Annotated in this window: 15 protein-coding genes and 1 other RNA gene; 4 read left to right on the plus strand and 12 right to left on the minus strand. The window is 40.7% G+C overall.

The genetic code is table 11. From position 1 onward, the window contains the following. Positions 1-12 precede the first annotated feature (12 nt). The gene (locus IHV12_RS02865) at positions 13-1,248 is read right to left on the minus strand and encodes an EAL and HDOD domain-containing protein (protein WP_197189741.1); all 1,236 of its coding nucleotides are present in this window, start codon (positions 1,246-1,248) and stop codon (positions 13-15) included. Between the two features lie 206 nt (positions 1,249-1,454). Here IHV12_RS02865 and IHV12_RS02870 point away from each other — a divergent pair, with 206 nt between their 5' ends. Further along, positions 1,455-1,985 (plus strand): general stress protein, encoded by a 531-nt coding sequence (locus tag IHV12_RS02870; protein WP_197189742.1) that lies wholly within the window; start codon positions 1,455-1,457, stop codon positions 1,983-1,985. 17 nt (positions 1,986-2,002) lie between these two features. Beyond that, positions 2,003-2,209, plus strand: a complete 207-nt coding sequence (locus IHV12_RS02875) for a CsbD family protein (protein WP_066397538.1) — start codon at positions 2,003-2,005, stop codon at positions 2,207-2,209. Positions 2,210-2,258: 49 nt separating this feature from the next. Here the strand turns inward: IHV12_RS02875 and IHV12_RS02880 are convergent, their stop codons facing one another. Further along, complete coding sequence (locus IHV12_RS02880; RefSeq protein WP_197189743.1) at positions 2,259-3,095, minus strand: undecaprenyl-diphosphate phosphatase; 837 nt, start codon at positions 3,093-3,095, stop codon at positions 2,259-2,261. Between the two features lie 168 nt (positions 3,096-3,263). After that, the gene (locus tag IHV12_RS02885; RefSeq protein ID WP_197190340.1) at positions 3,264-4,325 is read right to left on the minus strand and encodes a M42 family metallopeptidase; all 1,062 of its coding nucleotides are present in this window, start codon (positions 4,323-4,325) and stop codon (positions 3,264-3,266) included. 125 nt (positions 4,326-4,450) lie between these two features. Between IHV12_RS02885 and IHV12_RS02890 the strand changes: the two genes are divergently transcribed. Beyond that, on the plus strand, positions 4,451-4,861 hold the full coding sequence (locus tag IHV12_RS02890) for an LAGLIDADG family homing endonuclease (protein WP_197189744.1): 411 nt from the start codon (positions 4,451-4,453) through the stop codon (positions 4,859-4,861). A gap of 330 nt (positions 4,862-5,191) precedes the next feature. Here IHV12_RS02890 and ssrA read toward each other — a convergent pair. From ssrA to IHV12_RS02930, 8 genes are all read right to left on the minus strand, one after another. Then, positions 5,192-5,529: a transfer-messenger RNA gene (gene ssrA, locus IHV12_RS02895) on the minus strand. A 148-nt stretch (positions 5,530-5,677) separates the two neighbouring features. Then, positions 5,678-6,145: an SsrA-binding protein SmpB gene (smpB, locus tag IHV12_RS02900; RefSeq protein ID WP_197129384.1), complete on the minus strand. Its 468-nt coding sequence runs from the start codon at positions 6,143-6,145 to the stop codon at positions 5,678-5,680. Between the two features lie 104 nt (positions 6,146-6,249). Continuing rightward, complete coding sequence (gene rnr / locus IHV12_RS02905) at positions 6,250-8,565, minus strand: ribonuclease R (RefSeq protein WP_255552520.1); 2,316 nt, start codon at positions 8,563-8,565, stop codon at positions 6,250-6,252. A 30-nt stretch (positions 8,566-8,595) separates the two neighbouring features. Continuing rightward, a complete protein-coding gene (locus IHV12_RS02910; RefSeq protein WP_137791704.1) occupies positions 8,596-9,342 on the minus strand; it encodes an alpha/beta hydrolase in 747 nt (248 codons plus the stop codon). Between the two features lie 12 nt (positions 9,343-9,354). Then, on the minus strand, positions 9,355-10,044 hold the full coding sequence (locus tag IHV12_RS02915) for an alpha/beta hydrolase (protein ID WP_197189745.1): 690 nt from the start codon (positions 10,042-10,044) through the stop codon (positions 9,355-9,357). A 143-nt stretch (positions 10,045-10,187) separates the two neighbouring features. Further along, on the minus strand, positions 10,188-10,427 hold the full coding sequence (secG, locus tag IHV12_RS02920) for a preprotein translocase subunit SecG (protein ID WP_066397553.1): 240 nt from the start codon (positions 10,425-10,427) through the stop codon (positions 10,188-10,190). Between the two features lie 89 nt (positions 10,428-10,516). Beyond that, complete coding sequence (locus tag IHV12_RS02925; RefSeq protein WP_197189746.1) at positions 10,517-10,849, minus strand: hypothetical protein; 333 nt, start codon at positions 10,847-10,849, stop codon at positions 10,517-10,519. Between the two features lie 51 nt (positions 10,850-10,900). After that, positions 10,901-11,155, minus strand: a complete 255-nt coding sequence (locus IHV12_RS02930; protein WP_197129372.1) for a hypothetical protein — start codon at positions 11,153-11,155, stop codon at positions 10,901-10,903. Between the two features lie 263 nt (positions 11,156-11,418). Here IHV12_RS02930 and IHV12_RS02935 point away from each other — a divergent pair, with 263 nt between their 5' ends. Then, complete coding sequence (locus IHV12_RS02935) at positions 11,419-11,574, plus strand: hypothetical protein (RefSeq protein WP_197189747.1); 156 nt, start codon at positions 11,419-11,421, stop codon at positions 11,572-11,574. 23 nt (positions 11,575-11,597) lie between these two features. Here the strand turns inward: IHV12_RS02935 and IHV12_RS02940 are convergent, their stop codons facing one another. Then, positions 11,598-12,299 carry an FHA domain-containing protein gene (locus IHV12_RS02940; RefSeq protein WP_197189748.1) on the minus strand — a complete coding sequence of 234 codons (702 nt, stop codon included), beginning with the start codon at positions 12,297-12,299 and terminating at the stop codon, positions 11,598-11,600. Between the last annotated feature and the right edge of the window lie 322 nt (positions 12,300-12,621).

A 12,621-nucleotide genomic window follows, 5' to 3' on the forward strand; every position in this document is an offset into this window, starting at 1 on the left:
GGTTCGATAAAGCTAAACTTTTATTTCAGTATCCGCCTTTACAAACTGATCAGCAGATAATGTACTTGCTCGGTAATGCGTAAAGAGTTCCGCTTCTGTCAAATTTAACGTGCGGCAAATCGACTGAATTTCCAGCCATGAACCTCTCTCCAAACCTTGTACGATTTTTAATGCAAGGTTATAGGAATCCCTATTCCCTAAAAGAGCTTCAGCCAGCTCGTTCGTTATCGGAAGGTCTGCGATCACATCTTTCATGTTCTTACTTAGCAGAGTGTCGATAAGAGAAAACATACCAAACATGTAGAGATGGTTTTTAGATACACCTACAGATTTTGCGATGCGTTCAAAAAAGAAGGCCCGAGTAAGACTCATCTTTACAATTTCTAATCCATTATCGACTCTGTTCAAACTCGACATCATCAAAATCATAACGAGCTTTTTGATCTCATATAGACCGACTAGAACGACTGCCTGTTTAATCGTTGTAATCTTACTTTTAAAAAAGTAGGTACCAGAATTCATCACTTTCAAAAGCTTATAAGAAAGCGAGAGGTCACGTTGGATCAAGCTGCTGATCTCATCAATGTCTGGATCGGAACCATTCAACTTTTCTAATAACAAAAGATAGTTCGTTGGAATAGGAGCGATATCCTTTCCTTGTAATATAACGGGTCTGCTAAAGAAGTAGCCTTGAAAATACTCAAATCCTAGCTCTTTGGCTTCTTCAAACTGCTCCCGTGTTTCGATCTTTTCAGCTAGAAATGTAATCTGCTCGCGGTACGTTTCAATCATAATCTTCATCTCTTCGACGTCCATGATTAAATAATCTACTTTAATAATATCGATATAAGGCAGAACTCTATCTAAGTTGCGGTTTACTGAAACATCATCCAGCGCAATAATATATCCTTTATTCTTCAACTCTTTACAGACCTCAAGTACTTCGTCCGTTAGACGAACATCTTCTAAGATCTCAACAACGATATATTGAGGAGAAATATAAGTAGGAATTCGATTCAACAACAGATTTTCCGTAAAGTTTATAAAACATTTCTTGCGTTCTCCAACTTCTTTGATCCCGATTCCAGCAAAGCTGTTCACCATCACATCTATCGTAGCACTGTCATGATCCAAGCCATCATATCTATTGTTCTCACTGTTTCTATATAAAAGTTCATAAGCCACAACGTTCTCATCTTTATCTAAGATCGGTTGTCTGCCGATAAAAATATCCATTTCAATCCCCATTCACAATCAATAATCTTTTTTCCTTTATATAGACATCAAACCATAAATTGTAAACAAGTACAATACGTGTCTTGCTGTTAAATGCTTCCAAATGCTGTGTTTTATATTCTATGTATACTTTTGTCGAACCTGCAAGTTCATGTTTCATCTTGATGACCAGTGGGAACACAAACTACGTACTAATCTTCTACAAAAGGAGGAAATCGATGAATACTCATGGTAAAGTGGTTGGCGTTTTCCGTTCAGAAGATGATGCGATTGATGCAATTAAAGAGCTGAGAGAGCAAGGTTATAGTGACAACGAAATCTCAGTGATCGCAAAAGATAAAAAAGAAGTAAAACACATTCATGAAGAAACCGGATCAAAAGCTCCTGAAGGTGCTGCGACAGGGATGGCTACTGGTGGCATTCTTGGTGGACTTGGCGGGCTATTACTAGGTGCAGGTGCACTGGCTATTCCAGGGATCGGCCCGATTGTAGCGGCAGGACCCATTGCTGCGGCACTCGGTGGAGCAGCGGTAGGCGTTGGCGCCGGAGGAATTGTTGGAGCTCTTGTAGGATTAGGAATTCCTGAAAATGAAGCGAAAGAATACGAACAATCTGTTGAAGCTGGGGACATTCTCGTTCTCGTTGATACGAATGAAGTAAGTCGACATAGACAGGTTAATGATACATTCCGTACGTACCGTTCAACAAATGCACATCGTTATGAAGATTCATATTCCAACAAATATTAAAAGGAGGATGATTCAATATGAAAAACGATACAATGGAAGGCAAATGGAAACAGTTGAAAGGTGAAGCTAAGAAACAATGGGGCAACCTGACAGATGATGATTACGATCAAGCACAAGGTGACCGTGAAAAAATGATCGGAAAGATTCAAGAAAGGCACGGAAGAAAAAGAGAAGAAGCAGAACGTGAATACGACGATTGGTATAGCAGAATGGAACAATATTAAAAATAGCAGAACCCCCACTAAATCAGTATTTAGTGGGGGTTCTTTTGCATTACATAATAACAAAAAAGATAACAGCTACTAGCACAAGACGATAGATCGCAAATGGTGTTAGCTTAACTTTTTCGATAATGTTTAAGAAGAAACGAATCGATAACATAGCGAATACGAACGCACTGATGAATCCAACTACAAAGAACGGCATAGCATCCATACTAAAATATTCTAAATTCTTCAATAGAGAGATTCCACTCGCACCTGCCATGATCGGAACAGCCATAATAAAAGTAAAATCAGCTGCAGCACGGTGACTAAGCCCTAAAAGGACACCACCTGAAATCGTAGCACCCGAGCGCGAAAATCCTGGCCAGAGTGATAAACACTGAATCAATCCGATCGAGAAAGCTTGCTTGTACGTAATCTTATCCACTGTATCAATAACAGGGTTTTGATTTTTAGCAGCAAATCGATCGGCAAAAATCATAAGAAACGCACCAATAGCGAGTCCGATAAGCACGGTGTTCGTCGTGAAAAGGTACTCGTCGATATAATCTTCGAACAACAACCCAAGAACACCTGCCGGCAACAGCCCTACGATGACTTGCGTTAATTTTAAACGGCTCCCCGTAATTTCATTTGTTGCTTTGTTTCGGCTAAGTCCCAGCATATCGATGAATCGTTGTCTGAAAACAACGACTACCGCTAAAATCGAACCAAGCTGAATCACAACTTTAAATGTATTCGCTGGGTATTTACCTAAAAAGTCTTGTGATTTTAACCACATGTCATCCACAAGAATCATATGTCCCGTAGATGAAACAGGAGCAAACTCCGTCAAACCTTCAACTAACCCTAGAATAAGGGCTTTTAACAACAATAGGATGTCCATAAAAATTACTGATCTCCTTTAACAACTTATACTCTCATCTCTATATAATAGACGTTTTTTGATGATTAGCAAAGAATGATGTAAAACTTTTTATAACACTGTAACATATTGCGATAAAGTGAGAAACCCCGTCGGAATAAAATCCAACGAGGTTTTTTTGAGTAGTGTTTAGTAATCCAGAAGCGAATGAAGTTTTTCTTTATCCATAACCTTTACTAGCTCTACTAAAAGCTTTGTGCTATTTTCTAAGTCGCTTTTACTGATCATGGATGTATGACTGTGAATGTAGCGAGCCGCCACTCCCACTACAAGACTTGGGGTACCCTTTTTGAAAAGATGGAATTTACCCGCATCAGTTCCCCCGCCGAGCATCACATCTACTTGGTAAGGTATGTTATGTTTCTCTGCAACCTCGATAATTAAATCACGAAAACCGGTGTGCGGAATCATCGACGAATCGAGAAACGTAATGAGGGGTCCTTTTCCAAGCTTCGCCTTGTTCGCGTTCCCACCAGGACCATCTTCTGCAACGCCCACATCAAGAGCGATCGCGACATCTGGCTCCATAATGGCTGGTGCAGTTATTGCTCCTCTAAGCCCCACTTCTTCTTGAACGGTCGCACCACAATAGACGGTGTTTGGATGCTTGACGTTTTGAAGTTGTTCTAAAACCTGAAGCGCTGTATAACAGCCTGCTCGATTATCGAGTGCTTTAGCAAGAATGGTGTCACCGTCAGGCATCAGTTCAAAGGGGCATATCGGAAGAATCGGATCACCCACTCTAATTCCCCACTCCTTCACCTGATCTTTATCCTTCGCACCAATATCAATAAACATCTCTTTCATCGGATAAACCCTGTTTCGTTCGTCTGCCGTTAAGATATGAGGTGCTTTCGATCCAACGACACCAGTGAACGTTTTACTTTTCGTCTGAACATGGACACGTTGCGCGAGGAGAACTTGTGACCACCAGCCTCCTAATGGAACAAAGCGCAGATAACCTTGCTCTGTGACCTCACTGACCATGAAACCTACTTCGTCCATGTGTCCTGCAAGAAGTATTTTAGGACCGTCATTCGTAGATCCGTGTTTTTCACCGAATACACTACCGATATGGTCGTTCATAAGTGCAGCACCTGTTTTGCTGATCTCACGTTTCATGATCTCTCTAATCGCTTTTTCAAAACCAGGAGCACCATTTGTTTCGGTTAACTCTTTTAATAAGTCCATCATTTTTCACCTTCCTATTTTATAGGATGGGGAAAAGATAAATTTTTATTACCAAAACTTTTTTTATTCTAAATAGGAACATTTGTTCGATTTTATGTTAAGATAAAAGGAAAAAGGTGACATTTATGAAAGAATGGGAAGCTGCTTACCTAGCTGGGGTAATTGACGGAGAAGGTAGTATCATGCTGACAAGAATGCACAAGAAGGAATTTCGACGGCCTTGTATATCAATTGCATCTACTGACTTAGAACTGTTGCAATATGTTCAATCACTCACTGGAGGAATAGTAATCGGTAAAAAGAATTATCAACCAAATATTCATAAAAAATCATTTACATTAACGATTAAAAAGAAAAATACTATTTTTTCTATCTTAAATCAAATTGTTCCTTTTTTAAGAATAGATAAAAAAAGAAATAGAGCTCTATTCATTCTTGGAGAATATAATCGCGTTACCTCTCGAAATGGTAAATATACAACTGATCAATTGAATCAGAAATTATTATTTGAGAAGAATTTTTTTGAATTAAAATAAAAAAGACCAGCATAAACTGCTGATCTGTTATCCACCTATGTATGGTGGAGACGGTGGGACATGTTATTCCATGCTTTCGTCATGGCACTGACTATATCTTGAACCTGAAGAATCAGGTCCTTCGGCGTATTATACGAAATATAATTTTACTTGATTCCAAGCAAATTTCGTATCCTAGTACTACCAGAATGGCAGCCTATAAGTCGATACACGGCTGTTGGATTGCTCCACATACCGCTCGGCATTGCCTTGCAACGATAGGCGTTGGTTAGGTTTCACCGATAAAGCCGAATTATCACTTATGTGTTACCACATAAGGCGACTAGTTATTAATCGAACCCACGTCCAAAGATATTGGCACTTAAGCTTCTACGAGTGTAGTCGGTTTATTCGCGTTTCGCGGATCCGTCTGCCAGCCGACAGGCGCCTGGACCGCTAGCCTGATTATTCTCTTCCATCGTCCTCAGGCGGAGGACAACCGGCGTAGCCCACTAAGAGTGAGTCCCTTACCCTACCACATGGGCGATGGAGGGAGGAACAGCTAAAGTGCTATTACGCAGCTAAAGCTAAGTTGTTGTTTGTTTTGCCAGTTATTGGCTGTGGCGTTTTAACGAGGCCGACCCCCTCGACTCGCAACTTAAGCTCAAACTACCCCTGTCGAATCCGTAACGTCCCCATTATAAAATGGTAAGCAGAAACTTAATTCTGCCGAACCTCGGAAAGAGATAAAAGCTCAATCGCTTCTATTCACTTGTGTACTTAGTATAACATTTTTGCTTCATCGTCTCAATTGTAACATCCTGTAAAAGGAACCAATTAATCTTTTTGACGATCTCGGAATGCACGTTCAATTTCTCGCTTCGCATCCTTCTTCTTCAAATCGTCACGCTTATCGTAATGCTTCTTCCCTTTTGCAAGTCCGATCAAAAGCTTCGCAAAACCATTCTTCAGATACATTTTCAAAGGAACAATCGAATATCCTTGTTCTTTTGTAGCACCTAACAGCTTATTGATCTCTTTGCGGTGTAAAAGCAACTTACGCGTACGAAGTGGATCATGGTTGTACCGATTTCCTTGCTCGTATGTGCTAATGTGCATGTTGTGTAAGAACAACTCGCCGTTTTGCACACGTGCGAAAGAATCTTTTAGATTAGCCCTGCCTGCGCGAATGGATTTAATCTCCGTGCCCTGAAGGACAATTCCTGCTTCAAATGTTTCTTCGACGTGGTAATCGTGCCGCGCTTTCTTATTCTGTGCGACTACTTTCCCTTCTCCTTTTGGCATGTAAAACTCAATCCTCCCCACAGCAAGTGAAGTTTAATTATAGCAATATGGTCAAATAACGTCAAGGTTCACCACCGAGGATGAACCTTGACCAACATGCCTTCTTATTTCTTCTTTTTCTTGCCTTTCTTAGCTACTGGTTTATAGAAAGGCTTTTTCTTCCCTTTCTTTGAATCTTGAGGGCCGCTTGAACGCTCAGATTCACTCGTGCGGTTCTTGCTTCTTCTTCCTCGTCCGCGTTTTGGTGTATCCCCAATATCGATCACTTTCTGGCGATCTTTAAAGCGTTTACGAGGTGTTCCTTTCATTCCGACGATTTCAAAATCAATCGCGCGTTCATCTACATTTACGTTCGCAACTCGGATGGAAATCTCATCACCGATTCGGAACACGTTACCTGTTCGCTCACCGATCATCGCCATAAACTTCTCATCAAATCGGTAGTAGTCGTCTGTTAAGTAGCTAACATGTACGAGTCCTTCAATCGTGTTTGGAAGTTCAACGAACAATCCAAAGTTCGTCACAGAGCTGATCACGCCATCAAACTCTTCCCCGATCTTATCAAGCATGAACTGTGATTTTTTCAGCTCATCTGTTTCGCGTTCCGCATCAACGGCACGGCGTTCCATCGCTGATGAATGTTTAGCGATCCCAGGAAGTTCCGCTTTCCAATGACTGACTGTTTTTGGTCCTGTGTCTTTTTTAAACAGGTACGTACGGATGAGGCGGTGTACGATCAAGTCTGGGTAACGACGAATCGGTGACGTGAAATGTGTATAGAATTCTGTTGCCAATCCATAGTGACCCAGTGACATATGATCATATTTCGCTTGCTTCATGGAACGAAGCATGATCTTTGAGATCACCATTTCTTCCGGTTCACCTTTTACGGTTTCTAGTAACTGTTGAAGGCTTCTCGGGTGGATGTCGCTTGCAGTCCCTTTTAACGCATAACCAAACATACCGATGAACTCTAGGAAACGCTCTAATTTGCCTTCATCAGGATCTTCATGGATTCGGTACATGAACGGAAGCTCGAGCTCGTGAAAATGCTGAGCTACAGTCTCGTTGGCACAAAGCATGAATTCTTCGATCAGTTTTTCTGCGACTGATCTCTCGCGAAGAACAACATCTTGTGGATCGCTGTTTTCGTCTACGAGCACTTTTGCTTCAGAGAAATCAAAGTCAATCGCACCGCGTGCAAAACGTTTTTTACGTAGAACTTCAGCAAGCTCTCCCATCAGCTTAAAGAAAGGGATAAGAGATTCGTATTTCTTGTTAACTGCTTCGTCTTCATCCTGCAAAATTTTACGAACATCTGTATACGTCATTCGTTCTGTTGTTTTGATCACACTCGGGAAGATTTCATGTTTAATGACCTCACCATCGTGGTTAATCTCCATCTCACATGAGATCGTTAAGCGATCTACTTTCGGGTTCAATGAACAGATACCGTTCGATAGACGATGTGGGATCATCGGGATAACACGATCGACTAAGTACACACTTGTACCGCGCTCTTGCGCTTCTTTATCGATCGGAGAATCTTCGGTTACATAGTGCGTAACATCTGCGATATGTACGCCAAGCTTATAATGACCGTTAGGCAGCTTGATCACATGAACCGCATCATCCAAATCTTTCGCGTCTGCTCCATCAATCGTGACGATCGTTTCATTTCGAAGATCGCGACGTCCTTCAATATCTTTTGGATCGATCTCATCTGGTGTGTTATGAGCTTGCTCGAGTGCTTCAACTGGAAACTCTCTTGGCAGTCCATGTTTGAAGATAACAGAGATGATATCTACCCCTGGATCGTTCTTATGTCCGATGATGTGGATGATCTCTCCTTCGGCACTGTTTTTGCCTTCAGGATATTTTGTGATCTTCACAAGCACCTTATGTCCTTCTACAGCTCCGTTAACGCCGTCTGCCGGGATAAAGATGTCATTTGGGATCCGTTTATCATCAGCCACAACAAAACCGAATTTACGGCTCTCTTGGAACGTTCCGACAACCTCTGTAACCCCTCGCTCTAAAATACGAATAATCGTACCTTCAGGACGTGATCCTGAAGAGGTTTGGTTGAGGCGTACGAGCACCGTGTCTCCACTCATCGCACCATTCATATCAGATTGTGAGATATACACATCTTTTTGTTCAGAGTCTTCAGGAATAAGAAACGCAAAACCTTTTGCGTGACCTTGAACGCGGCCTTTAATTAGGCTCATTTTTTCAGGCAATCCATATCGGTTCGTACGTGTTCGAACGACAGAACCTTCATCTTCTAGTTCGTTAAGTGTTAAAACCAGTTTCTTGAAAGCTTCAGCGTCAGGAAGTTGAAGAGCTTCTTCAATCTCTGTTACTGTCATCGGTTTTTCCGACTCTTTCATGAGCTGGAGTATTTGCAGTTTATCCAAAAACTGACCTCCTTTTAAGGAAAAAAGGTTCTATTCTGACCAATCAAGGTCTTCTAAGAAAGCATAAACATCTTCATGCAGCTGTTCTTTTTCCTTATCTAATGTAATAACGTGTGATGAGTTTTCATACCACTTTAAATCTTTCGTTTCACTTTCTACTTCATCATAGATAATATTTGCAGAATCCGTGTTTATCATTTCATCATTTCTAGCCTGCACAACAAACGTAGGTGCGTATACGAGATCTACTGAATTTCTTACACTTTGAATAAGGTCTTGAAGAGCTTTTAACGTGTTCATCGGTGTTTTTTTGAATTCTTCCATCTCTTCTTGAATCTGTTCTGCTGTTTTCTGTTCTCGCTTTTTATATTCTTCAGCGTACGCACAAACCCCTTTATACATCACTTCTTCACTCTTGATAGACATCGGTGCGCACATCGGAATAACTGCTTTCACAGGATGTTCAGTAGCAAGTTTTAAAGAGAATACGCCACCTAACGAAAGACCGCAAACAGCAATCTCGTCGTAGCCTTTTTCTTTTAGATGATTATAGCCGCCAATCACATCTTCCCACCAGTCTTCGGGTCCTGTGTGTACTAATTCTTCAGGAGGAACGGCATGTCCTTTATACTGAGGAGCGTGACATGTATAGCCCTTCTTCTGCAGAAACCTCCCCATCATTCGTACATCGGCTGAACTGCCTGTGAACCCATGAAGCATTAAGACTGCCCGCTTTCCACCTTCAAAGAAAAACGGTTTTGGTGCTGCGATTTTCATGTTGTACCTCTCCTATTCATTCATTAAAAATTGATATACTTCTTGAATTAATTCTTCTTTCTCTACATCATGACAAATCATGTGCTTTGATTCTTTAAAATAACAAAGACGCTTGTTAGATGCTGCTATCGCTTTATACAGATATTCTGCACTTCTTCTCGGAACAAGGCCGTCACATTCTCCTTGAACGATTAGAGTCGGTGCCGAGACTTGTGAGAATTCAGGTTTGATCATTCTTACAAGCTTTTGAAACTCTCTCGTTGCTCTAAAAGGTGTATCAAGAAATTTTTTTCGATACCTTTTATATAATTCATGATCTCTTAGTTGACCGTTCAGCCCAGAGACCATCATATTGGCAATATCTTTAATCATCTGTGCGGGGTTAAGATAGTAGGCGCTTGCGTTCAACAGAATTAATTTGTCGCATCCGTATTTTGAAGCCAGATATCCCGCGATCATGCCACCCATCGAAAAGCCGACAATATAGATGGTCTCAACCTTTTCGCGTAGTTCTAAATAAGCACTTTCCGCTTCTTGAAGCCATTCTGTATGTGTTCTACCTCTTAATGAGAGTTCGGTTCCGTGTCCAGGATAAGTGGGCACAGATAATAACCAGTCTGTATGCTTTTCAAGATATTCAGTAATTGGCTCGATCTCATATGGTCCACCCGTGAACCCATGCAAACAAAGACACCCGATCATGCTACCACCTTTTTTGTCTATAGGTTACCCTTTTATCCTCGTAACAAATCATATCACAACCACTCTTATAAAGGTTATGCGGCGTTTCTACAGACTAAAAAAACAACAAGCGGCATTCACCGCTTGTTGTTTTTGACTGTTCTTTAGTTCATGGGAATAAAGTATGCTACTGAAATCGTTAGAATGAAGAACAACACTGCAAGAATGATCGTTAACTTACTTAGCAATGCGTCGATTCCACGTGCTTTTTGTTTACCAAAAAGCTGTTCAGCTCCACCTGTAATCGCACCTGATAATCCTGCCGAACGACCTGATTGAAGAACAACGACAACGATTAATGCGACTGATACTAAAATAAGAAGGATTTTTGCTGCTGTTAGCATGTATGTTACACCTCCACCGTTCCACGTTACATTACCCTAAATGTACCATAACTTGAAGGGACGAGGCAAAGCTTTTTTCAGAACCTTCATTAATTTGTTCCTGAATAGTTGATATCGAATTCTTTATGAAAAATATAGAGGCGAACCGCTCTAATGACATTCAGTCTTTTGTTTAACATCCCTACTACTTGAACGGTAGCTCCTGGCTGGACGGCTTCGTCTGGCGCGATATCAAGCGTCTTGTCTCCATCGAGCAGCTCTGTCTTAGCATCCAGTTTTACTTTCATCAACGTTGTTTTATGAGAGATGGTAAATACTTGGCCATTGGTATCTTTTACTTTTCCAATAAAGCTGATCGGATTCAATTTTTCCAGTTTGTTTTCTGCACCATCCGAAGATTCTTGTTTAAGTGGTTGCATCATAAACATCCCCTCTTCGCATTAATGGGGACATCCCCCATTTTCATTTTACTGTTACTTGTTATGTTTTATGTCTGTTTCTAGTGGTGTGTCTTTTTTTGACGAGTAGTAGTTATCATTGAAAATGGATTTTTTGATCACAACATCTTTATAGGTCTCAGATTTCAAACGAGCTCTTTCTCCATTCGTTATCTGCAGTTCATAGGTTCGTATATACAAAATCGTAAATAGTAGAATGATAAATGCTCTGATTAATCGAAACCGAAATGATCTTCCTCTTCGATCCCGTCTAGTTTCCTCTACCCTCATTACTTCCTCACCACACCTATTTAAAAGAAACATCTTTTTTAAAAAGGAGTTTTTTCCTTTTATTTAATTTACTCTCTTTTTGTCTACTCTAAAATGGATTTATCATGACTCTTTCCTCATACGAAAATGATAAGTTTCTGATAATTAGATTGTATTTTTTTAGGCTGTTTTCTAAAAGATTGTTGCTTTTAAATCTTTTTAATTACTTCTTTGACTGTTGGTTGTAGTGGAAGGTGCGAGACTCCTACGGGACAGGCGGGCAGGTGAGACACTTAAAAGTGAAACGTACGAATGTGGCTCACCGCCTGCCCCGTGGAAAGCGAGCATCCTGGAACGGAAATCAACACTTCCAAAAGCAACAAAGTACGAAAACAGCCTTTACTATAATAAAAAAGCCTATTAGAACGATTGGGTTCTAACAGACTCTTAGGAGTGTTTCTATTTAATTAATCTGCAACATGTATCCATAACGTGGGACAGTAACGATAGCATCTCCGTACGGACCAAGCTTCTTTCTGAGTCGGTAGACAAGTGCATTGATCTCATCATTTCCAACGTCAGGGATATCGTTCGAACCGGCAACCATTCGCTCCGGCCATATTTGAATCTTTATTTCGTCACTGCTGACTGCCTGATTCTTTTTTCGATACAAAAATACAAGAAGGTCGGTGTGCTTTCCTGACAGAAATAAAGGCTCACCATCAATCGAAATCTGGCGGCGTTCAGGAATGATATGCAACCCACTCGTGATCTGTGATTCTGCTGGTTGAATAGGTGAAGTAAACTCCATCGTAAGATCTGATTGATCTTCTTGAGTGTTCAGATAGGTTAAAAGAATTACTCCCTTTGCCAAGCTGATCACATCTCCAGATTGCAGCTGTTTTGGCATATGTGGATCGAGCAGTTGATTATTGAGCGCCGTTCCGTGCTTTGAATCAAGATCTCGAATAAAAGATACCCCATCTTGCATGTAAATCTCAGCATGCTTTCGAGATACATAAGGGCTGATAAATGACACATCTGTTTCGTTCGTTTGAGAAGAGCGTCCAAAGACTAATGCTTCTCCTTCAGGTTTTAATGGCATGAGGCTCCCCGTGTCATAAGGATCCCCAGCTTCTATGCGTATGTATAAACTATCATTCATCAAAAATTCCCCCGTACATCAAGCAAGTACTTGTTATAAGCATTTTAAATGATTTTCGTTAAAAATAGAAGGATTATGAGGCTTTGTGAGAAATTCGGTAAGAGCTGTGGTAAATATTTGGTAATTTAAGAAACTTGGAACGCTCGTGAATGATTGCAGTGATATAGAGATTCTGAGAAGGTTTGTGAAGTTCTAGAATCGCTCATAAATCTTTCGAATCGATCACAACTTCCTAGAATCGCTCATAAAACTCTCGAATCGATCACAACTTCCTGGAATCGCTCATATAAATCTCGAATCGCTCACAACTCCATAAATCACT

It is taken from the genome of Fictibacillus sp. 7GRE50 (assembly GCF_015903875.1).
In the GTDB taxonomy this organism is placed as follows: Bacteria; Bacillota; Bacilli; order Bacillales; family Fictibacillaceae; genus Fictibacillus; species Fictibacillus phosphorivorans.

Bases quoted from the DNA above. Each gene is read 5' to 3' on its own strand.
- IHV12_RS02875 (WP_066397538.1), top strand. From the start codon at position 2,003: ATGAAAAACGATACAATGGAAGGCAAATGGAAACAGTTGAAAGGTGAA.
- IHV12_RS02890 (WP_197189744.1), top strand. From the start codon at position 4,451: ATGAAAGAATGGGAAGCTGCTTACCTAGCTGGGGTAATTGACGGAGAA.
- IHV12_RS02925 (WP_197189746.1), bottom strand. From the start codon at position 10,849: ATGATGCAACCACTTAAACAAGAATCTTCGGATGGTGCAGAAAACAAA.
- IHV12_RS02910 (WP_137791704.1), bottom strand. From the start codon at position 9,342: ATGAAAATCGCAGCACCAAAACCGTTTTTCTTTGAAGGTGGAAAGCGG.
- secG (WP_066397553.1), bottom strand. From the start codon at position 10,427: ATGCTAACAGCAGCAAAAATCCTTCTTATTTTAGTATCAGTCGCATTA.
- IHV12_RS02930 (WP_197129372.1), bottom strand. From the start codon at position 11,155: ATGAGGGTAGAGGAAACTAGACGGGATCGAAGAGGAAGATCATTTCGG.
- IHV12_RS02880 (WP_197189743.1), bottom strand. From the start codon at position 3,095: ATGGACATCCTATTGTTGTTAAAAGCCCTTATTCTAGGGTTAGTTGAA.
- IHV12_RS02915 (WP_197189745.1), bottom strand. From the start codon at position 10,044: ATGATCGGGTGTCTTTGTTTGCATGGGTTCACGGGTGGACCATATGAG.
- IHV12_RS02865 (WP_197189741.1), bottom strand. From the start codon at position 1,248: ATGGGGATTGAAATGGATATTTTTATCGGCAGACAACCGATCTTAGAT.
- IHV12_RS02870 (WP_197189742.1), top strand. From the start codon at position 1,455: ATGAATACTCATGGTAAAGTGGTTGGCGTTTTCCGTTCAGAAGATGAT.
- IHV12_RS02885 (WP_197190340.1), bottom strand. From the start codon at position 4,325: ATGGACTTATTAAAAGAGTTAACCGAAACAAATGGTGCTCCTGGTTTT.
- smpB (WP_197129384.1), bottom strand. From the start codon at position 6,145: ATGCCAAAAGGAGAAGGGAAAGTAGTCGCACAGAATAAGAAAGCGCGG.
- IHV12_RS02940 (WP_197189748.1), bottom strand. From the start codon at position 12,299: ATGAATGATAGTTTATACATACGCATAGAAGCTGGGGATCCTTATGAC.